The organism is Paraburkholderia xenovorans LB400 (assembly GCF_000013645.1).
Taxonomy (GTDB): Bacteria; Pseudomonadota; Gammaproteobacteria; order Burkholderiales; family Burkholderiaceae; genus Paraburkholderia; species Paraburkholderia xenovorans.
On the sequence record NC_007951.1, the window covers coordinates 2,305,630 to 2,325,782 of the forward strand.

At 63.6% G+C, this 20,153-nt stretch carries 18 protein-coding genes; 16 read left to right on the top strand and 2 right to left on the bottom strand.

The window, feature by feature from the left end:
* Positions 1–26: 26 nt before the first annotated feature.
* Entirely contained in the window at positions 27–149 is a 123-nt protein-coding gene (locus tag BXE_RS47860; RefSeq protein WP_267886359.1) for a hypothetical protein, read from the top strand.
* On the opposite strand, the gene BXE_RS10330 is transcribed toward BXE_RS47860, so the two are convergent.
* Positions 146–1,120 (bottom strand): NADPH:quinone oxidoreductase family protein, encoded by a 975-nt coding sequence (locus BXE_RS10330; RefSeq protein ID WP_011488249.1) that lies wholly within the window; start codon positions 1,118–1,120, stop codon positions 146–148. The genes BXE_RS47860 and BXE_RS10330 overlap by 4 nt on opposite strands.
* Before the next feature lie 209 nt (positions 1,121–1,329).
* On the opposite strand from BXE_RS10330, the gene surE reads away from it, so the two are divergent.
* The 6 genes from surE to rlmD all read left to right on the top strand — a co-directional run bounded on the left by surE (position 1,330) and on the right by rlmD (position 7,670).
* Entirely contained in the window at positions 1,330–2,088 is a 759-nt protein-coding gene (surE, locus tag BXE_RS10335) for a 5'/3'-nucleotidase SurE (RefSeq protein WP_011488250.1), read from the top strand.
* Positions 2,085–3,185, top strand: a complete 1,101-nt coding sequence (locus BXE_RS10340; RefSeq protein ID WP_038456220.1) for a protein-L-isoaspartate(D-aspartate) O-methyltransferase — start codon at positions 2,085–2,087, stop codon at positions 3,183–3,185. The genes surE and BXE_RS10340 overlap by 4 nt, the downstream gene beginning before the upstream one ends.
* A 5-nt stretch (positions 3,186–3,190) precedes the next feature.
* Complete coding sequence (locus BXE_RS10345) at positions 3,191–4,126, top strand: peptidoglycan DD-metalloendopeptidase family protein (protein ID WP_011488252.1); 936 nt, start codon at positions 3,191–3,193, stop codon at positions 4,124–4,126.
* Between the two features lie 11 nt (positions 4,127–4,137).
* Positions 4,138–5,220 (top strand): RNA polymerase sigma factor RpoS, encoded by a 1,083-nt coding sequence (gene rpoS / locus BXE_RS10350; protein ID WP_007182061.1) that lies wholly within the window; start codon positions 4,138–4,140, stop codon positions 5,218–5,220.
* A gap of 4 nt (positions 5,221–5,224) precedes the next feature.
* Complete coding sequence (locus BXE_RS10355; protein WP_011488253.1) at positions 5,225–6,001, top strand: 3'-5' exonuclease; 777 nt, start codon at positions 5,225–5,227, stop codon at positions 5,999–6,001.
* Between the two features lie 250 nt (positions 6,002–6,251).
* Complete coding sequence (gene rlmD / locus BXE_RS10360) at positions 6,252–7,670, top strand: 23S rRNA (uracil(1939)-C(5))-methyltransferase RlmD (RefSeq protein WP_011488254.1); 1,419 nt, start codon at positions 6,252–6,254, stop codon at positions 7,668–7,670.
* A 127-nt stretch (positions 7,671–7,797) separates the two neighbouring features.
* On the opposite strand, the gene BXE_RS10365 is transcribed toward rlmD, so the two are convergent.
* Positions 7,798–8,658 carry an outer membrane protein assembly factor BamD gene (locus BXE_RS10365; protein ID WP_011488255.1) on the bottom strand — a complete coding sequence of 287 codons (861 nt, stop codon included), beginning with the start codon at positions 8,656–8,658 and terminating at the stop codon, positions 7,798–7,800.
* Between the two features lie 38 nt (positions 8,659–8,696).
* Between BXE_RS10365 and BXE_RS10370 the strand changes: the two genes are divergently transcribed.
* The 9 genes from BXE_RS10370 (at position 8,697) to rimO (ending at position 20,152) form a co-directional block, all read left to right on the top strand.
* On the top strand, positions 8,697–10,013 hold the full coding sequence (locus BXE_RS10370) for an RluA family pseudouridine synthase (RefSeq protein ID WP_011488256.1): 1,317 nt from the start codon (positions 8,697–8,699) through the stop codon (positions 10,011–10,013).
* On the top strand, positions 10,010–10,867 hold the full coding sequence (gene pgeF / locus BXE_RS10375; protein WP_011488257.1) for a peptidoglycan editing factor PgeF: 858 nt from the start codon (positions 10,010–10,012) through the stop codon (positions 10,865–10,867). The genes BXE_RS10370 and pgeF overlap by 4 nt, the downstream gene beginning before the upstream one ends.
* Before the next feature lie 634 nt (positions 10,868–11,501).
* Positions 11,502–13,307 (top strand): class I poly(R)-hydroxyalkanoic acid synthase, encoded by a 1,806-nt coding sequence (gene phaC, locus BXE_RS10380; RefSeq protein WP_011488259.1) that lies wholly within the window; start codon positions 11,502–11,504, stop codon positions 13,305–13,307.
* A 138-nt stretch (positions 13,308–13,445) separates the two neighbouring features.
* The gene (locus BXE_RS10385; RefSeq protein ID WP_011488260.1) at positions 13,446–14,627 is read left to right on the top strand and encodes an acetyl-CoA C-acetyltransferase; all 1,182 of its coding nucleotides are present in this window, start codon (positions 13,446–13,448) and stop codon (positions 14,625–14,627) included.
* Between the two features lie 182 nt (positions 14,628–14,809).
* Positions 14,810–15,550 (top strand): 3-ketoacyl-ACP reductase, encoded by a 741-nt coding sequence (locus BXE_RS10390; protein WP_007182053.1) that lies wholly within the window; start codon positions 14,810–14,812, stop codon positions 15,548–15,550.
* Between the two features lie 133 nt (positions 15,551–15,683).
* Positions 15,684–16,313 (top strand): polyhydroxyalkanoate synthesis repressor PhaR, encoded by a 630-nt coding sequence (gene phaR, locus BXE_RS10395; RefSeq protein ID WP_011488261.1) that lies wholly within the window; start codon positions 15,684–15,686, stop codon positions 16,311–16,313.
* Positions 16,314–16,565: 252 nt separating this feature from the next.
* Positions 16,566–17,537: a DUF3800 domain-containing protein gene (locus BXE_RS10400; protein ID WP_011488262.1), complete on the top strand. Its 972-nt coding sequence runs from the start codon at positions 16,566–16,568 to the stop codon at positions 17,535–17,537.
* Positions 17,538–17,662: 125 nt separating this feature from the next.
* Entirely contained in the window at positions 17,663–18,685 is a 1,023-nt protein-coding gene (locus BXE_RS10405) for a tRNA dihydrouridine synthase (RefSeq protein WP_011488263.1), read from the top strand.
* An 81-nt stretch (positions 18,686–18,766) separates the two neighbouring features.
* Positions 18,767–20,152, top strand: coding sequence for a 30S ribosomal protein S12 methylthiotransferase RimO (gene rimO, locus BXE_RS10410; protein ID WP_011488264.1), 1,386 nt, complete (start codon positions 18,767–18,769; stop codon positions 20,150–20,152).
* The last annotated feature ends 1 nt before the right edge of the window (position 20,153 follow it).

Here is a 20,153-nt window from a genome sequence, read left to right on the forward strand (position 1 = left end):
CCGCGCAAGGCGCGAACGAGAACGGCGTGAGAACGGCGCGCGGGCAGGAAAAGCCGCGTGCCGTGTTTCGTGGCTGCCTGAGCTTTTCCGGCCTGCGCAGCGAATCGGCCTGCCTGACTTCGCTCAAGCGCACGACACGCCTCGACTAAGGCGTCACCACCACCTTCCCGATCACGCGACGCTCAGCCATGTCACGCAACGCACGCCCGGTGTCCTCGAGCGAGTAGCGCGCCGACACGTACGGCTTGAGCTTGCCCTCAGCGATCCACCGTGTCATCTGCCCGAACGCCGCATGATTATGCTGCGGCTCGCGCCTCGCGAAGTCGCCCCAGAACACGCCGACCAGACTCGCGCCTTTGAGCAGCGTCAGGTTGAGCGGCAGTTTCGGAATCTCGCCGTTGGCAAAGCCGACCACCAGATAACGCCCGCGCCAGCCGATGCTGCGAAACGCCGGCTCCGCATACACGCCGCCGACGGGGTCGTAGATCACATCCGGGCCTTTCCCGTCGGTCAGCGCCTTGATGCGCTCGCGCAGATCCTCGGTGCTGTAGTTGATGGTGGCGTCCGCGCCGTGCTTGACGCAGATCGCGAGTTTCTCGTCATTCGAGGCTGCCGCGATCACGCGCGCGCCGAGCGCCTTGCCGATCTCGACGGCCGCGAGCCCGACGCCGCCGGCCGCGCCCAGCACCAGCATCGTTTCGCCGGCTTGCAATGCGCCGCGATCGACCACGGCGTGATGCGAGGTGCCGTACGCCAGCGTAAAGGCCGCGGCGAGTTCGAACTCGACACCGTCCGCCAACGGCACGCAGGCCGAGGCCGGCGCCAGCGCCTGTTCCGCGAAACCGCCCTGACCGGTGAACGCGACCACGCGCGAGCCGGGCTTGAACTGCGTGACATCCGCGCCGACCGCGCGCACCACACCCGCGAGTTCCGAGCCGGGCGTAAAGGGCAGGGGCGGTTTGAACTGGTATTTGTTCTCGATGATCAGCACGTCGGGAAAGTTGACGGCTGCGGCTTTGACGTCGATGACGACGTGACCCGGCGGCGCCACCAGGTCCGGCAGGTTTTCGACGACCAGGCTCTCCGGCGGCCCATATTGATTGCAGCGAATCGCGCGCATCGTGTCTCCATATCGATCAGGGGTTCGCAAGTAGCAAGTATTCTGACTGTAAAACAACCAGCACGACCGTGCGTTTTTATTGCGCTGCGCGCGGCTGGCGGGCGACTCGCGCGAGGTATTCGCGATCCTCGCGCGTGCGCTTTGCATACGGCGCGGGCACGGCCCGCGGTGTCGTTCGCGCGTCTTCTTTCCTCGGTTACAATCGCCGCATGCGAATCCTACTCAGCAATGACGACGGTTATCTGGCGCCCGGCCTTGCTGCGCTTTACGAAGCGCTCAAGCCGATCGCCGACGTCACCGTGATGGCCCCCGAACAGAATTGCAGCGGCGCGTCGAATTCCCTGACGCTGTCGCGGCCGCTCTCGGTACTGCGCTCGGCCAATGGTTTCTATTACGTGAACGGCACGCCTACCGACTCGGTGCACATCGCGCTGACTGGCATGCTCGACCATCGGCCGGACCTGGTGGTCTCGGGCATCAACAACGGTCAGAACATGGGCGAAGACACGCTCTATTCGGGAACCGTCGCCGCCGCCACCGAGGGCATCATGTTCGGTGTGCCGGCCATTGCCTTCTCGCTCGTCGACAAGGACTGGGTGCATCTCGAAGACGCCGTGCGGGTCTCCGCCGAAATCGTCGCGCATTATCTCGAGCAGCCGTTGCCCGGGCATCCGCTCCTGAACGTCAACATTCCGAATCTGCCTTACGATCAACTCGGCGACTGGCAGATCACGCGCCTCGGCAAGCGGCATCCGTCGCAGCCGGTGATCCGGCAAACCAATCCGCGCGGCGAACCGATCTACTGGATCGGTCCGGCGGGCAGCGCGCGCGACGCGAGCGAAGGCACCGACTTTCACGCCGTTGCCAACGGCCACGTGTCGATTACGCCGCTGCAGCTCGATCTGACCCACACGCAAATGCTGCCCGCAGCGCGCGACTGGGCGCGCGCCGGCAGCGGCGCTTCATGACCAGCGAGCGCGCCAGGCGCTTTCCGCTCGGCCTTGAGGACCTGGTGCGCGAACCGCGCCGGGCCGAAGGGCGTCCGGGCGAAATTCGCGCGGCGGCGCTTGCCGCGAGCGCGGCGTTGAACGCACGTCAGCAGCCGGTGAAAAACTCGCCGCCCGGGTCCGCGGGTAAGTCCCAGTCCCGGCAGGCGAATGCGCAAACTGCGGCGCCGGCGAAGCCGCAGGCGAGGCCATCCGCGGCAACTCCGCCGAAGCCACTGGCGGCGCCTTCCGCCAAAGCGCCGGTGAAAGCACCGCTACAAGCACCGCTGAATGCATCGGTGAAAGCGCCGGCCAGGAGCGCCGCGCAGAATTCCACCGCGCGTCCCTCGCCGCAGCCGGCGGCATCCGCCAAACCTGCGGCCCGCGCCACCGAGCGCAGCGCCGCGCCGAACGTTGCTTTGAACGGCGCATTGGCGCTGACTTCGGAACGGGTTCGCGAACGGATGGTCGAACGCCTGCGTGCGAACGGTGTGACCGATCAGCGCGTGTTGAACGCGATGTCGGTCGTGCCGCGCCATATGTTCGTCGACCCGGGTCTCGCGGCGCAGGCCTACGAAGATGCCGCATTGCCGATCGGTCATCACCAGACGATCTCCAAACCCTCGGTCGTGGCCCGGATGATCGAACTGGCCGCCGCCGGCCGCGCGCTGAACAACGTGCTCGAAATCGGCACGGGCTGCGGTTATCAGGCGGCCGTGCTGAGCCAGGTCGCGCGCGAGGTTTACTCGATCGAGCGCATCAGGCCGCTGTCGGAGCGCGCCAAGACAAATTTGCGTCCGCTGCGCATTCCGAACATCCGGCTGCACTATGGAGACGGGCGGTTGGGTCTGCCCTCGGCGGCACCGTTCGACGCGATCGTGATCGCCGCGGCGGGGCTCGACGTACCGCAAGCGTTACTTGAACAACTCGCGATCGGCGGCCGCCTGGTCGCGCCGGTCGGCTCGCAGGAGGGCCAAAGCCAGGTGCTGACTCTGGTCGAGCGCCTCGGACCCGCGCAGTGGCGCGAGTCGCGGCTTGATCGCGTTTTCTTTGTACCCTTAAAATCCGGAGTGATTTGACACCGATGAGTATGTTGCGCGCGATGCAAAGAACCAGACTGAATGCCCCCATGACCGTAACCCAGCGTAGCGTGTGCGTGCTCGCCTTGTCCCTGTTGATGACGGCGTGTGCGTCGCGGCTCGATCAGGCGCCGGTCGTCGACCGCTCCGGCGGCGGCACGCTCAGCACGCAAGCTACGCAACCGGCCGTGCCGCTCGGGCCGCCGCCGCCGGGCTACTATCGCGTAAAGCCGGGCGACACGCTGTATCGGATCGCGTTGGAGAACGGCCAGAACTACCGCGACATTTCGGCGTGGAACAATCTGACCAACCCGAATCAGATCGAAGTCGACCAGTTGCTGCGCGTCGTGCCACCGGGCGCGAATACCGCGGCGCTCACGCCGGGTGTTTCGACCGCGCCGATCGGCGGCGGCGCTATGGTGCAAAGCGCGCCGCTCGGCAGCACGCCGCCGTCCACGGGCGCGACCGCAGGTGTCGCGGCACCGCCGCTCTATGGTTCGGCTGCGAACAACGCGTCGTCGGCGCCGCCTGCCAGCGCGGGCGCGGCGAGCGACTCGAACGCCGGCGCGTCCGGCAACGTGACCTTCGCATGGCCGGTGCGCGGGCCGCTGCTCGGCACCTTCAACGACTCGACCAACAAGGGCGTGAATATCGGCGGCGCCGCCGGCGATCCGGTGAAAGCTTCGGCGGATGGCCGCGTGGTTTATGCCGGAAATGGGCTGCGTGGTTACGGCAATCTCATTATCATCAAGCATGACGCAACTTATCTCACCGCGTATGCACACAACCGCGCTTTGATGGTAAAAGAGGGGGATGCGGTGACGAAGGGGCAGAAGATCGCTGAGATGGGCAATAGCGATTCCGACCGCGTGATGTTGCATTTCGAAGTTCGCCGGCAGGGTAAACCTGTCGACCCACTGAAGTATTTGCCGCCGCAATAAGCGATACGACCATGCCGAAATCGAAGCGCCCGCCACCGCAAGCCGAGTCTGAGACGATCAGCCACGCTATGTCCGCTTCGGTGGATGAAAGCGGCGCTTCGGAAGTGGAAGAGGAGATCGCAGAGGAGCGCGATCTCGACGAACGCCAGGGCGGCGCGGACGAAGCGGGCGACGCCCGCGAAGGCGCGAGCGAAGTCGCGCCCGACGCGGACGATTTCCGCGCGCTGCTGCAAGCCGAGCTGACGGCCGACACGATTCAGCACTATCTGAACCGTATCAGCGTCAAGCCGCTGCTGACCGTCGAGGAAGAGCAGAAGTATTCGCGTCTCGCCAAGGCGGGCGAGTTCGAAGCGCGGCAGGTCATGATCGAGCGCAATTTAAGGCTCGTTGTCAGCATTGCGAAGGGTTATCTGAACCGCGGCGTGCCGCTGCTCGATCTGATCGAAGAAGGCAATCTCGGCCTGATGCACGCAATCGAGAAATTCGACCCGACGCGCGGCTTCCGCTTCTCCACCTACGCCACCTGGTGGATCCGCCAGAGTATCGAGCGCGCGATCATGAACCAGGCGCGCACCGTCCGTTTGCCGGTGCACGTGATTCGTGAGCTCAATCAGGTGCTGCGCGCCAAGCGCCATCTGGAAAAGAATTCGATGAACTCCGGCGAAGCCGCCGAGCGCCGCGACGCCAGCATCGACGACATTGCCTATCTGACCGGCAAGACCACCGACGAAGTGACGGACATCCTCGCGCTGAACGAGCACACCGCGTCGCTCGACGCGCCGCTCGATCTCGATCCGGCGAGCAGCCTGCTCGACCTGCTGTCGGACGACCAGAGCCAGTCGCCGGACGCCGAAGTGCAGCACCGCGAACTGGAAACGCTCACGCGCGCGTGGCTTGCGCGTTTGTCGGACAAGCACCGTCACGTGATCGAGCGCCGCTTCGGCCTGAATCACATCGAACCCGCCACGCTCGAAGAACTGGCCGACGAAATGGGCCTCACGCGCGAGCGTGTGCGCCAGATCCAACAGGAAGCGCTCGTGCGGTTAAAGCGCTTCTTCGCCTCCAACGGTGTTCGGAAAGACGCCGTTCTATAACCTGATGACACCGATTCTTGTTTTCGACATCGAGACGATTCCCGATGTCGCCGGCATTCGCCGCCTCGAAGATCTGCCCGCCACGCTCAGCGACGCCGAAGTCGCCGAGCATGCGTTCGCCGCGCGCCGCGAAAAGACCGGCGGCGATTTCCTGCCGCATCATCTGCAACGGATCGCGGCGATTTCCTGTGTGTTCCGCGACAACAACGGCTTCCGGGTCCGCTCGCTCGGTACGCTGGAAGACGGTGAGGCGGCGCTGGTGCAGTCGTTTTATCGCGTGATCGAGAAGTACACGCCGCAGCTCGTGTCGTGGAACGGCGGCGGATTCGACCTGCCGGTGCTGAACTACCGCGCACTCGTCAACGGCATTCCCGCCTACAAGTTCTGGGACCTCGGCGAGGACGACCGCGAGTTCAAGTGGAACAACTACATCAGCCGCTATCACGCGCGTCACACGGATCTGATGGACGTGCTCGCCATGTATCAGGCGCGCGCCAACGCGCCGCTCGACGCGCTCGCCAAAATGTGCGGCTTCCCCGGCAAGATGGGCATGGACGGCAGCCAGGTGTGGCACGCGTACCAGGAAGGGCGCCTCGAAGAGATCCGCAATTACTGCGAGACCGACGTCGTCAATACTTATTTGCTCTATTGCCGCTTCCAGTTGATTCGCGGCGCGTTTTCGCCCGCTGAGTATGCTGATGAGATCAACCTGGTCAAGAATGCACTGGCGCTGGAAACGGCGCCGCAATGGGCCGAGTATCTGGCGGCATTCGATCAGTAAGTGGCTTGTAGTCGGGCCGCGGAGGGGCCCGCAGGGCGGCGCGGGTAGCGAGGCCGCCGCGGTCTTTCGCTCCAAAGGCTCCAAAGGTGCAAGGCGGTGCGAAGCGCTCGTCTCCGGCTCCCGCCGCTGCCGGCGTTATCGTGTCGTGGCTCGCGCGGCTGGCGGCCATTCCCGCCGCGCCGAATGATGGTGAGGCGCGGCGCTTCGTCTACAATCTCGCCTTTCCCCCAAGTTTGTCAGGAAGTAGCAGGTGTCCCGAACTGCCCCCCATCGCCGCGCGCCGAAGCGCTACAAGACGCCTCCGCCCGCGCCGGCACACGTCGTCACCGGCAATGAGCCGGTCATCGAAATCATTTCGCTCGATATGGAAGCGCGCGGCGTCGGCCGCACCGAGACCGAAGACGGCACACCCGGCAAGGTGATCTTCGTCGAAGGTGTGCTGCCCGGTGAACGCGTGAGTTATTCGACGCATCGCAGCAAGCCGAAATTCGAGCAGGCCGAAGTGGTGCAGGTATTGCGCGAAAGCGTGATGCGCACCAAGCCGAAGTGCACTTACTTCGATATCTGCGGCGGCTGTTCGATGCAGCATCTGGACATTCGCGCGCAGGTAGCGGTCAAGCAGCGCGTGCTCGAAGACAACCTCCAGCATCTGGCGAAGCTGCGCCCGGAAACGGTGTTCCGGCCGATTCACGGGCCCTCCTGGGGTTATCGCTACCGCGCGCGTCTGGCCGTGCGTTTCCTGCCGGAAAAGGGCGGTATGCGGATCGGCTTCCACGAGAAGAAGAGCAGCTACATCGCCGACATGAAGACCTGCGAAGTGCTGCCGCCGCATGTGTCGGCCATGCTGATGCCGCTGCGCTTCATGGTCCGCAAGCTGTCGATTTACGACCGTATGCCGCAGCTCGAACTGGCGGTCGGATCATCGGTGACGGCGCTGGTGGTGCGTAATCTCGAACCCATCACTGCGGCCGACGAGCAGGTGCTGCGCGATTTCGCCGACGAGCACAAGGTGCAGTTCTGGCTGCAGCCGGGCGGCCCGGATACGGTCACGCCGTTCTATCCGCTCGACGTGCAGCTCGACTACACGTTGCCGGAGTACGGCATCCGCATGCCGTTCAAACCAACCGATTTCACCCAGGTGAATCACGCCATCAACCGCGTGCTGGTGAGCCGCGCGCTGCGGCTGCTGGCGCCGGCGCGTACCGATCGCGTGCTCGATCTGTTCTGCGGGATCGGCAACTTCACTTTGCCGCTCGCGCGAATCTCGAAAGAAGTGATGGGTATCGAAGGCAGCGAGGTGCTGACTTCGCGTGCGCTCGCCAATGCCGGATTGAATGGCGTGGCGGGGCATACGTCGTTTGAATGCCGCAACCTGTTCGAAGTCACCGCCGACGACCTGCGCGCGCTCGGCCACTTTGACAAGTTCCTCATCGACCCGCCGCGCGAAGGCGCGCTGGCCGTCGCCAAGGCGCTCGCGGAAATTGCCCGCAGCGGCAATGGCCCGCTGCCGAAGCGCATCGTCTACGTGTCATGCGCGCCGGCGACGCTCGCTCGCGACGCCGGTCTGCTCGTGCATGAGGCCGGCTATCGCCTCGTGGGTGCGGGCGTGGTGAACATGTTCCCGCACACGTCGCATGTGGAGTCGATCGCGTTGTTCGAGCGGGACTGAACAGCGCCGCCGCCGTGCCCGGTGCGGCATGGCAGCGCGGCAGCGTAGCGCGGGGCACAAACAGAAACGCCACGACCGAAGTCGTGGCGTTTTCTATTGCCGGCTGGTTTTCAGCGCGCCGCGCGGCTTAGAACTGCCACCACGACTTTGCCGTACCCGGCCTTGCATGACCCGTAATGTACGGGCTGTCCGGGAAGGTGCCGGCCAGCACGCGCTTCGTGTCGTCCGCCAGTTGCGGCTGGTTCAGCCTCTGATACGACAGCATCATGATGTGCAGTGCGTCTTCGATCGCCGGGGCGTTCTTGTATTGCGTGAGCGCCAGTTGCGCGCGGTTGATCGCGGCGACGTAAGCGCCGCGGCGGTAGTAGTAATCCGCCGCGTGGACTTCGTGCGACGCCAGCGCGTTCACGATATAGCGCATGCGTTGCGCGGCGTCCGGCGCATACTTGCTGTTCGGATACTTGTCCACCACGATCTTGAAGGCGTCATACGATTCGCGCAGCGACTTCGGATCGCGCTCGCTCATGTCCTGGCCGGAGAAGCGGCCGAACAGTCCGAGGTCGTCGTTGAAGTGGATCATGCCCTTCAGATAGTACGCGTAGGCGATGTCCGGGTGATCCGGGTGCAGCTGGATGAAGCGGTCGATGGCCTGGTCGGCGGCGGCGTTTTCGTTGTCTTTCCAGTTGCAGTACGCGACGTTGATCTGCGCCTGCTGCGCAAAGTGACCGAACGGATCGCGCCCTTCGAGCATTTCGAAGTACTTGGCGCACTTGCCGAAATCACCACCGGTCAAGGCGTCGTTCGCCTCCGTATATAATTTGTTGTTGTTCCACGTTGCCGTTTCGTCGGTCTTTTCCGGCAGGCCGTGGCAAGCCGCGACAACCGCGACGGCTGCGGCGCACGCAATGTATCCGGCCACTTTCCGGGCCGCCTTCTTGATGGCCGCCAAATTGAGCGCCGCTTTAGTGATGGTGTTCAAGGCTCGCATTTTCCAGTCTAGCTTTACGTCCAGGTGACCCAGACTCAATGACCCGCTCAAATACTCCAGGCGCCGCAACCGGTGCCGGGAATAGCAACGAAGATTATAGCGTAAGCGCTGACCCCTCCGACGCGTTGGGCGTCGATTCCCTCGACGACGATCTCGGCAGCGACGCGCTCGGCGCCGCGGCCCTGTCCGGCCTCGTGCCGACCATCGCGAACCGCGTGACGGACGAGACGCCGCGCAGCATTGTCGTACCCGACGAACTGGCCGGCGAGCGCCTCGACAAGGTGCTCGCGCGGGTGTTCCCCGAATTCTCGCGCAACCGTCTGCAGAGCTGGATCGAGGCGGAGCGCGTGCGGATCGACGGCAAGCCCGCCAAAATCCGCCAGCCGGTGCCGCTGGGCGCGACCATCGAACTCGTGCCCGATCTGCTGCCCGAGCAACTCGCCTTCACGCCGGAACCGGTGCCGCTCGAAATCATCTACGAAGACGACACGCTGGTGGTGATCAACAAGCCGGCGGGCATGGTGGTCCATCCGGCGGCCGGCAACTGGAGCGGCACGCTGCTCAACGGTCTGCTGTACCGCTATGGCGACGCAGCGGCGGGCCTGCCGCGCGCGGGTATCGTGCACCGGCTCGACAAGGAAACCTCCGGGCTGATGGTGGTGGCGCGCACGCTAGAGGCACAGACCGACCTCGTGCGCCAGTTGCAGGCGCGCACGGTCAAGCGCCGCTATCTGGCGCTGGTGTGGGGCAACATGCCTGAAGAAGGCACGATCGACGCGCCGATCGGCCGCGATCCGCGCGAACGCACGCGCATGGCGGTGGTGACGAGCGCCGCCGGCAAGCCCGCGCGCACGCATTTCCGGCGTGTCGATTCGGCGATCTGGGAGCGTCAGCCGGTGACCGCGATTCATTGCGATCTCGAAACCGGCCGCACGCATCAGATTCGCGTGCATTGCGCGCATATCGGCCATCCGCTGCTCGGCGATCCGGTGTACGGGCGCGCGCGCGGCAAGCGTTCGGTCACGCCGCTGCCCGGCGGCTTCGCGCGCCAGGCGCTGCATGCATGGCGCCTCGGCCTGATTCATCCGAAGACCGGTCGCACGATGCAGTGGCGTGCCGACGTGCCGGAAGACATGGAGGCGCTATCCGCGGCGCTCGGCCTCGGCCGCGACGACGCAGGCGAGTTCGACGAGACGTACTATGAGGAAGACGACTACGAGGCATTGCTCGACGAAGATGCCGGCGAAGACGGCGCCCCCGATCACGACGAAGCCGACGAAGCCGATGAACACGACGGCGGCCACGCCGACAAGCGCGATGAACACGATGAGGACAACGAGGACGATCACGCATGAACGTGCCCGAACTGAGCTTTGACGATGTCGTGCAGCCCTCATGGAACGTGTCGCCGCGCGTGCGCGCGCTCGTCACCACGCGCAACGGCGGCGTGAGTGACGCGCCGTTCGGCCGTTGGCGCAACGGCGTGGAGTTGCCCGGCGGCCTGAATCTGGGCATGAAATCCGGCGACGATCCGGCCGTGGTCGCGGCCAACCGTCAACGTCTGTTAAAGCTGGCCGGCGTGAGCGAGGCCGCGTGGCTCGAACAGATTCACGGCGCCGGCATCGTGCGTGCGGAAGAGGTGCTGGCACAGGCGCGCGCGAACGGCACGCCGACGCGCGCCGATGCCAGCGTCACCGATCGCCCCGGCATGGTGTGCGTGGTGATGGTGGCCGATTGCATGCCGGTGCTGCTATGCGACGAAGCCGGTCGTGCGGTCGGCGCGGCGCACGCGGGGTGGCGCGGACTGGCGGCGGGCATCGTCGAACAGACTGCGCAGCGCGTTGCCGAACTCGCGGCTGTGCCGGCGAGCGCATTGCACGCTTATCTCGGTCCGTCGATCGGACCCGAGGCCTTCGAAGTCGGCCCGGATGTGCGTGACGCGTTCATGAACGGCGTCGGCGATGTACAACGCGATGCCACGGCAAGCGCATTCGTCGAGCATCCGCATAATCCGGGCAAATATCTCGCCGATCTTCCGGCGCTGGCGCGTTTGCGTCTGCAGGCCCTCGGCGTGACGCGGATTGTCGGCGGCGATCTCTGCACGGTCACACTGCGTGAGCGTTTCTACTCTTATCGCCGCGATCGTGTGACCGGCCGCATGGCCGCGCTGATCTGGCTCGACGATCAGGCGCAGTCGATCGCGGACTGACCGGCGCGAACCACCTGCATCACGCGCATCAATCTTCCTTCGAATCGCGACGGAAACACACGCCCGCGCGACGACGTTTTACGATGTCGATGTCGTCATGCGGGCATGCTATGTCAGAGCATTGCCGCCGCTCGTCACGGGCATGCGTATGAGGGTTTGTTGGGAGGCGCCGCGCGTATTTTGCTGCACCGCCGGAATTCCCGCCGATGGCGTAAATCTGCCGCATAAACGGTTCGCATACGAACGGATAAGTGCGCATAAGCCTATGCAATATGGGAGCTTTTTTCGTTCGCGGCCATCGTCAATGACACATGTCCAAAAAGGGCGATCTGCTACACAGGGAAAACGATAATTAAAAAACTATCGCACTGCGGCAAAATCGGGAACAAGCATTGACATGCCTTGCGATGGGGAGCAAGAATGTTCCTCACGGCTCCTCGTACAGGGACAGGGCGTGACGAGGTCGCGAGCAGTTGCTCACGTGCGCACGAACCTGCCTCTCAACCCGTCCGCAAGGACTTACCGGTCAAAAGCAGGCATGGCAGCATCACATTCCTCAGCTTCCCCCAAGACGGACTCCACGACGGAGCACACGCAGCAGGCCGGTACGAGCGGTGCAGCGCCGGCCGCAGGGATGCAACAGTTATTCGACGCCTGGATGGGCGCCTGGCGTTCGCTTGGCACGCCGCCCGGCAGTAACGGCATGCCGTTCCCCGTGCCTCAGATGCCGCAAACAGGTCTGCCGCAGATGCCGTCGTTTCCCGGCATGCCGGACTTCGCCAGACTCGCGGCCGGATCGATGCCGGCCATGCCGTCCTTCGCCGGCCTGAACATTCCGAGCGCAGCGATTCCCTCCGAGCGACTGCAGAAACTTCAGGCCGACTATTCGCGCGAGGCGATGGAGTTGATCCAGCAGGCCGCCACGTCCGCGACCAAAGCTCCTGAACTCAAGGACCGCCGCTTCAGTTCCGACGCATGGAGTTCGGCGCCGGCCTACGCATTCACCGCCGCCTGGTATTTGCTGAACGCGCGCTATCTGCAGGAAATGGTCGACGCGCTCGACATAGAACCCAAGGTGCGCGAGCGCATCCGTTTCGCTGTCCAGCAGTGGACGGCGGCGGCATCGCCGAGCAACTTCTTCGCATTGAATCCCGAAGCGCAAAAAACCTTGCTGGACAGCAACGGCGAGAGCTTGCGCCAGGGCGTGATGAACCTGCTCGGCGACTTGCAGCGCGGCAAGATTTCGCAGACCGACGAATCGCGTTTCGTGGTGGGCGAGAACCTCGCGAACACGGAAGGCTCGGTCGTGTTCGAAAACGAGCTGATGCAGCTGATCCAGTACAAGCCGCGCACGGCGACCGTGCGTGAGCGGCCGCTGCTCATCGTGCCGCCTTGCATCAACAAGTTCTACATTCTCGATCTGCAACCGGAGAATTCGCTGGTGGCCCACGGACTCGATTCGGGACACCAGGTATTCCTGATTTCGTGGCGCAATGCCGATCAATCGATCGCGCACAAGACGTGGGACGACTACATCGGCGAAGGCGTGCTCACCGCTATCGAGACCGTGAGCAAAATCAGCGGCCGCGAGCAGATCAATACGCTCGGCTTCTGCGTGGGCGGCACGATGCTGGCCACGGCGCTGGCGGTGGCCGCGGCGCGCGGCCAGCATCCGGCCGCGTCCATGACGCTGCTCACCGCCATGCTCGATTTTTCGGACACGGGTGTGCTCGACGTATTCGTCGACGACGCGCATGTGAAGATGCGCGAGCAGACCATCGGCGGCAAGAACGGTACGCCGCCGGGGCTGATGCGCGGCATCGAATTCGCCAACACGTTTTCGTTCCTGCGGCCGAACGATCTGGTGTGGAACTACGTCGTCGACAATTACCTCAAAGGGCGTACGCCGGTGCCGTTCGACCTGCTGTACTGGAACAGCGACTCGACCAGCCTGCCGGGCCCGATGTATGTCTGGTATCTGCGCAATACGTACCTCGAAAATCGTCTGCGCGAGCCGGGTGCGGTGACCACCTGCGGCGAGCCGGTCGATCTGTCGAAGATCGACGTGCCTACCTTCATCTACGGTTCACGCGAAGACCATATCGTGCCGTGGCAAACGGCGTACGCGTCGGTGCCGTTGCTGAGCGGGCCGTTGAAGTTCGTGCTGGGCGCGTCGGGTCACATCGCGGGCGTGATCAATCCACCCGCGAAGAAAAAGCGCAATTTCTGGATGCTGGAAGGCGACGTCAAGACGCTGCCGGAGAACCCGGAGGAATGGCTCGATCAGGCCGCCGAAGTGCCGGGCAGCTGGTGGCCCGAATGGACCACATGGCTCGACCAGTACGGCGGCAGGAAGGTGAAGCCACGCGCTGCTGCCGGTTCGGCCGAATTCCCGGTGATCGAGCCGGCGCCGGGGCGCTACGTGCGGCAACGGGAGTAGGTTCGAGCCCGCTTCATGGCATGGCTCTTTTCGGTGTGAACGCGTAGCTGACCGGGTCAGGGCGCAAGCAGAAGGAACGAGATTTTTTAACTTGACGGGCTGCGGCGCATTTGGCCGACTCGCCCGGAGGATATGGAAATGACTGATGTTGTGATCGTATCGGCCGCCCGTACGGCAGTGGGCAAATTCGGTGGGTCGCTGGCGAAAATCGCCGCGCCCGATCTCGGCGCCGCGGTGATTCGCGCCGTTCTCGAGCGTGCCGGTCTGAAGCCCGAGCAGGTGAGCGAAGTGATCCTGGGCCAGGTGCTGACGGCAGGCTCGGGCCAGAATCCGGCGCGTCAATCGCTGATCAAGGCGGGTCTGCCTTCGGCGGTGCCGGGCATGACGATCAACAAGGTCTGCGGCTCCGGCCTGAAGGCCGTGATGCTCGCGGCCAATGCCATTATCGCGGGCGACGCGGACATCGTGATCGCCGGCGGGCAGGAAAACATGAGCGCCGCGCCGCACGTGCTGCCGGGCTCGCGCGACGGCTTCCGCATGGGCGACGCGAAGCTGGTCGACTCGATGATCGTCGATGGCCTGTGGGACGTCTACAACCAGTATCACATGGGCGTGACGGCGGAAAACGTCGCGAAGGAATACGGCATCACGCGCGAACAGCAGGACGCGTTCGCGGCGTTGTCGCAGAACAAGGCGGAAGCCGCGCAGAAGTCGGGCCGGTTCGACGACGAAATCGTGCCGATCGAGATTCCGCAACGCAAGGGCGAGCCGCTGCGTTTCGCGACCGACGAATTCGTGCGTCACGGCGTGACGGCCGAGTCGCTCGCGGGCCTGAAGCCGGCCTTCTCGAAGGAAGGCACGGTGACGGCGGCCAATGCCTCCGGTCTTAACGACGGTGCTGCGGCCGTGCTGGTGATGTCGGCGAAGAAGGCCGAAGCGCTCGGCCTCACGCCGCTCGCGCGCATCAAGGCGTATGCGAACGCCGGCGTGGATCCGAAGGTGATGGGCATGGGCCCGGTGCCGGCTTCGCGCCGTTGCCTCGAACGCGCGGGCTGGACGCCGGCCGACCTCGACCTGATGGAAATCAACGAAGCGTTTGCCGCGCAGGCGCTCGCCGTGCATCAGCAGATGGGCTGGGACACGTCGAAGGTCAACGTGAACGGCGGCGCGATTGCGATCGGCCATCCGATCGGCGCGTCCGGCTGCCGGATTCTCGTCACGCTGCTGCACGAAATGCAGAAGCGCGATGCGAAGAAGGGTTTGGCCTCGCTGTGTATCGGCGGTGGCATGGGTGTGGCGCTGGCGGTCGAGCGCGCCTGAGTATCGTCGCGCGACCGGAGCCTGCTGCGTCGGTCGCGCGACACACAGAGCGTTGCCGCGCGCCGAGGCGTGCGGTCAGCGGTGGCCTCGTCGGCCGGTCGCCCGGCGGCTGCGGAGATGAAGCACAGACGAGGGAAGAGGCGGCCGTTCGGCGCCTCGAAAACGATAACGGAGTGTAGTTTATGACACAGCGAATTGCGTACGTAACGGGCGGGATGGGCGGCATCGGCACGAGCATTTGCCAGCGGCTGCATAAAGAGGGCTTCAAGGTCGTCGCAGGCTGCGGCCCGAACTCGCCGCGCCGGGTGAAGTGGCTCGACGAGCAGAAGGCGCTGGGCTTCGATTTCATCGCGTCCGAAGGCAACGTCGGTGACTGGGAGTCGACGAGGAGCGCGTTCGACAAGGTCAAGGCCGAAGTCGGAGAGATCGACGTGCTGGTGAACAACGCCGGCATTACGCGCGACGTCGTGTTCCGCAAGATGACGCACGAAGACTGGACAGCGGTGATCGACACCAACCTGACCAGCCTCTTCAACGTCACCAAGCAGGTGATCGACGGCATGGTCGAGCGCGGCTTTGGCCGTATCATCAACATTTCGTCGGTGAATGGGCAGAAGGGCCAGTTCGGCCAGACCAACTACTCGACCGCGAAGGCCGGCATTCACGGCTTCACGATGTCGCTGGCGCAGGAAGTGGCCACCAAGGGCGTGACGGTCAACACCGTTTCTCCCGGCTACATCGGCACCGACATGGTCAAATCGATCCGCCCCGACGTGCTGGAAAAGATCATTGCTACGATTCCGGTGCGCCGCCTTGGCCAGCCGCAGGAAATCGGCTCGATCGTGGCGTGGCTGGCATCGGAAGAATCGGGTTTCGCCACAGGCGCTGATTTTTCGCTGAACGGCGGTTTGCATATGGGCTGAGTCACAGGCGCGCCGCTCACGAGGCAGCGCGCTTCGGCTCAGATGGTTCGGCGGCGTCCCGATTGCGCAATGGCCAGATTGCGCAGCCGGCAGGACGCCGTCTCCGCGCTCGACTTGCGCTCAAAGGCGTTACATGACCACTACTACAAAGAAAACAGCCGAACGACTGATCAAGAAATATCCGAATCGTCGGCTCTACGATACCGAGACAAGCACGTACATCACGCTGACGGATGTCAAACAGCTCGTGCTGGATCAGGAGGATTTCAAGGTCATCGATGCGAAGAGCAACGAGGATCTGACGCGCGCCATCCTGTTGCAGATCATTCTCGAAGAGGAGAGCGGCGGCTTGCCGATGTTCTCGTCGTCAATGTTGTCGCAGATCATCCGTTTCTATGGTCATGCGATGCAGGGCATGATGGGCACGTATCTGGAAAAGAATATCCAGGCCTTCATCGACATTCAGGCGAAGCTCGCCGACCAGTCGAAGAATCTGTACGAAGGCAAGGCCATGAATCCCGAGGTCTGGTCGCAGTTCATGAACATGCAGGCGCCCATGATGCAGGGCATGATGACCAGCTACATCGAGCAGTCGAAGAACATGTTCGTGCAGATGCAGGAGCAGATGCAGAACCAGGCGAAGTCGATGTTCGCTACCTTCCCGTTCACGCCGGGTGGCGCGGTCAATGTGGCTGGTGGCGGGAATGCGCCGGCTAGTCCGCAAGGCAACCCGCAGGGCAATCCGGAGCCGGAGAAGAAGTAGGGGCGCGAAAACGGACGGTGGAACGGGTGGCGTCTCTCCGGCGCGGGGACACCGCCGCTGGTGCGCGCTTCGCGCCCGACGCATATCAAGCAAAAAAACGTTGACAGTGGGCCCCGGAATTTATTACCATCTTCTTCACGGTTAGGCACGCCTAACCGATCGTCGAATGGGGAAACCTGGCGACAAATACGGTCTTAGGCCGCCAAACAGCCGCTCAAGCGGCTGTTTTCATTTCCGGGGGCAAAAGAAGCAGTGTCGTACATCTGCTATATCGACGAGGCGGGTTGCAGTGCATCTCTGCCTGCGAAGAAGACCGATATTCAGCCACTACTCGTGGTAGCCGGCCTGATCGTTCAGCAGGAGGCTTTGCCGCACATCACGCGTGAATTTCTCTCACTCAAGCGCAAGTATTTCCCTGGGGCGTTCACTTCCCCTCATCTGCTCGATGATGTTCGCGAGGAGATCAAGGGTTCCGAACTCAGGAGTGCAATACGTAAGAAAGGGCACAAGGCCGGAACGCAGTTGAGATTCATCGACGATATGGTGGCCTTGCTGGAACGTTATGCTTGCCGCGTGCTCGCTACGATCTGGGTAAAGGGCATCGGCGCACCGTTCAAGCCGCGCGAGACGTATACCCAATCGGTCCAGTACGCCTGTAAGGCCTTCCAGGCTTTCCTCGAAGAAAAAGACGCGCAAGGTTTCATGGTTGCGGACTTCAGGACCACGCAACTCAACGATCAGGTCGCGCATTCGATCTTCACGCAAAAGTATCGTGCGAAAGGCGATCCGTTCGACCGGGTGCTCGAGCTACCTACCTTCGGCGTCAGCAACAATCACGTCGGCTTGCAGATCACTGATGTTTTATGCAGCGCGCTTCTGTTTCCGATGGCCTCGTCGGTCTACTGCTTCGGTCACGTTTCGGGCGTACACGTCAATGGGCGCGACCTCGTCGCTCGACGACGCTACACGAGGCGAATAAAGATGCTTCAGTTCAAGGTCGATTCGGGCTGGAGTGTCTGGGTGTCCGACAAGCACCTGAAACGCTCGGCTGCCGACCTTTTTGTCGTTCCGCCGATGCAGCCGAAGTCAGAGCGTGGTGGCATTGGCCTCGCGCTTCCAGATGTGTTGGACAAGAACGTGCGCCAGCAGGACACGCTCGATGAAAAGATCAACGGCATTGAGATCGCGCGGAGACTGCCCACCGTTCACGAGCGCGTTTCATAAGACACCGACGTATCCCGGCGCAGGCCGCCACAGTTGTTTCAGTTCTATCAATCGATTCGACCCATGTTCCTTACACGCTACGCCTGCCGTCCCGAACGGGGTCAACCGCCTGTGACCGCGCCAGCATGAGCCGCATCTATCTCGCCCCAATGGAAGGCCTCGCCGACTACGTATTGCGCGACGTGCTGACCGGCATCGGCGGATTCGATGGATGCGTGTCCGAGTTCGTCCGCGTGACGGGCTCCCTGCTGCCCAGCCGAGTCTACGAAAGAGAAGCGCCCGAAGTGCTCGACGGAGGTCACACGCCCAATGGCACGCCGATGGTGATCCAGCTGCTCGGCAGCGATCCCGAATGGATGGCGCGGAATGCCGCCCACGCGGCCAGCCTGTCGCCGCATGGAATCGACCTGAACTTCGGATGTCCCGCCAAGGTCGTCAATCAGCACGGCGGCGGCGCCATGTTGCTGGCCGACCCTGAACAACTGAACCGGATCGTGTCGTCGGTACGGGCCGCCGTGCCCGCCGGTGTCCCCGTGACGGCAAAAATGCGCCTTGGCGTGTCCGACACGTCGCTGGCGATCGAATGCGCAGTCGCGCTCGCGGAAGGCGGCGCCGCCTCGCTCGTCGTGCACGCCAGAACGCGCGATCACGGCTACCGGCCGCCGGCCCACTGGGAGTGGATCGCGCGGATCGATGCCGCCGTGGACGTGCCGGTCGTCGCGAACGGCGAGGTATGGACGGTGGCCGACTGGGAGCGCTGCCGCGCGGTCAGCGGCTGCGCGAACGTCATGCTCGGGCGGGGCGCCGTGTCGGACCCGTTCCTGGCACTGAGAATACGCGGCCTGATGGAGCGGACCCCGTCCCACGGGGAATGGCGGCACGTGCTGGGCCACATCGCCGGTTATCTGAGGAAATTGCAGACGCGCGTCGCATCGCGTCATGAGCACGGGCGGGTCAAAAAGTGGCTCAGCTACCTGCAGCGCACCTGGCCGCAGGCGGCCGAGCTGCATGCGGCGATCCGCCGGGTGCAGGATTCGCACGAAATTCTGGCGATGATCGAACGCGCATTGGGATTCGATGAATTAATGGCGACGCATCGATTCGCGTCCGCCAGTCAACTCGACGTAGCGGACCTCGCAGCCGGTTGAAGGCGAAAATTCAAAGACTTACGAGCGGCAGCCCTGGCGAACCGCTACAATTCAGGGTTTAACGTCTTCAAGCGGTTCCCCATGTCTGCCACCCCACCGATTGCCCCGATTGCCACGCCGAAAGTCGGCTTTGTCTCGCTCGGGTGCCCGAAAGCCCTGGTCGATTCCGAGCAGATCATCACCCAATTGCGCGCCGAAGGTTACGAGATTTCCGGCACGTACGACGGCGCGGACCTCGTGGTCGTCAACACCTGCGGTTTCATCGACGAAGCAGTGCAGGAGAGCCTCGACGCGATCGGCGAAGCGCTCAACGAAAATGGCAAGGTGATCGTGACCGGCTGCCTCGGCGCCAAAAAGAGCGCGAGCGGTTCGGGGCTGATCGAAGAAGTGCATCCCAAGGTGCTGGCCGTGACCGGCCCGCACGCGCTCGGCGAAGTCATGCAGCACGTGCATATGCATCTGCCGAAGCCGCACGATCCGTTCGTCGACCTCGTGCCGGCCGCGGGGGTGAAACTCACGCCGCGCCATTACGCGTATCTGAAGATTTCCGAAGGGTGTAATCATCGTTGCACGTTCTGCATCATCCCGTCCATGCGCGGTGACCTGGTGTCGCGTCCGGTCGCCGACGTCATGCTCGAAGCGGAAAATCTGTTCAAGTCCGGCGTGAAGGAACTGCTGGTGATTTCGCAGGACACCAGCGCGTACGGCGTGGACGTCAAGTACCGCACCGGATTCTGGAACGGCAAGCCGATCAAGACGCGCATGACCGATCTGGTCGGCGCGCTCGGCGAACTCGCCGCGCAATACGGCGCATGGGTGCGTCTGCATTACGTGTATCCGTATCCGAGTGTGGACGAAGTGATTCCGATGATGGCCGAAGGTCCGTTCAAGGGCCACGTGCTGCCGTATCTGGACGTGCCGTTCCAGCACGCGCATCCGGAAGTGCTGAAGCGCATGAAGCGCCCGGCCAACGCCGAGAAGGTGATGGAGCGCGTGAAGAAGTGGCGCGAGATGTGCCCGGATCTGACCATTCGCAGCACGTTTATCGCCGGCTTCCCAGGCGAGACTGAAGAGCAGTTCCAGACGCTGCTCGATTTCATTCGCGAGGCGGAACTGGACCGGGTCGGCTGCTTCGCCTATTCGCCGGTCGAAGGCGCGACGGCCAACGAACTCGACGGCGCGTTGCCCGACGAAGTGCGTGAAGAGCGTCGCGCGCGTTTCATGGAAGTTGCCGAAGAAGTATCGGCGAAGCGTATCGCGAAGAAGGTCGGCAAGACGCTGAAGGTGCTGGTCGACGAGATCAACGCCGACGGCGGCATCGGCCGCACGGCGGCCGACGCGCCTGAGATCGACGGCGTGGTGTATATCGCGCCGGCTGTAAAGGCGTCCAAACGTTACAAGGTCGGCGATTTCGTGTCGGTGAAGATCACCGGCGCCGACGGTCACGACCTGTGGGGCGAGGTATAGG

Bases quoted from the DNA above. Each gene is read 5' to 3' on its own strand.
- surE (WP_011488250.1), top strand. From the start codon at position 1,330: ATGCGAATCCTACTCAGCAATGACGACGGTTATCTGGCGCCCGGCCTT.
- phaR (WP_011488261.1), top strand. From the start codon at position 15,684: ATGACCACTACTACAAAGAAAACAGCCGAACGACTGATCAAGAAATAT.
- BXE_RS10390 (WP_007182053.1), top strand. From the start codon at position 14,810: ATGACACAGCGAATTGCGTACGTAACGGGCGGGATGGGCGGCATCGGC.
- BXE_RS10365 (WP_011488255.1), bottom strand. From the start codon at position 8,658: ATGCGAGCCTTGAACACCATCACTAAAGCGGCGCTCAATTTGGCGGCC.
- BXE_RS10330 (WP_011488249.1), bottom strand. From the start codon at position 1,120: ATGCGCGCGATTCGCTGCAATCAATATGGGCCGCCGGAGAGCCTGGTC.
- pgeF (WP_011488257.1), top strand. From the start codon at position 10,010: ATGAACGTGCCCGAACTGAGCTTTGACGATGTCGTGCAGCCCTCATGG.
- BXE_RS10340 (WP_038456220.1), top strand. From the start codon at position 2,085: ATGACCAGCGAGCGCGCCAGGCGCTTTCCGCTCGGCCTTGAGGACCTG.
- BXE_RS10345 (WP_011488252.1), top strand. From the start codon at position 3,191: ATGAGTATGTTGCGCGCGATGCAAAGAACCAGACTGAATGCCCCCATG.
- BXE_RS10405 (WP_011488263.1), top strand. From the start codon at position 17,663: ATGAGCCGCATCTATCTCGCCCCAATGGAAGGCCTCGCCGACTACGTA.
- BXE_RS10370 (WP_011488256.1), top strand. From the start codon at position 8,697: ATGACCCGCTCAAATACTCCAGGCGCCGCAACCGGTGCCGGGAATAGC.
- rimO (WP_011488264.1), top strand. From the start codon at position 18,767: ATGTCTGCCACCCCACCGATTGCCCCGATTGCCACGCCGAAAGTCGGC.
- phaC (WP_011488259.1), top strand. From the start codon at position 11,502: ATGCAACAGTTATTCGACGCCTGGATGGGCGCCTGGCGTTCGCTTGGC.
- rpoS (WP_007182061.1), top strand. From the start codon at position 4,138: ATGCCGAAATCGAAGCGCCCGCCACCGCAAGCCGAGTCTGAGACGATC.
- BXE_RS10385 (WP_011488260.1), top strand. From the start codon at position 13,446: ATGACTGATGTTGTGATCGTATCGGCCGCCCGTACGGCAGTGGGCAAA.
- BXE_RS10355 (WP_011488253.1), top strand. From the start codon at position 5,225: ATGACACCGATTCTTGTTTTCGACATCGAGACGATTCCCGATGTCGCC.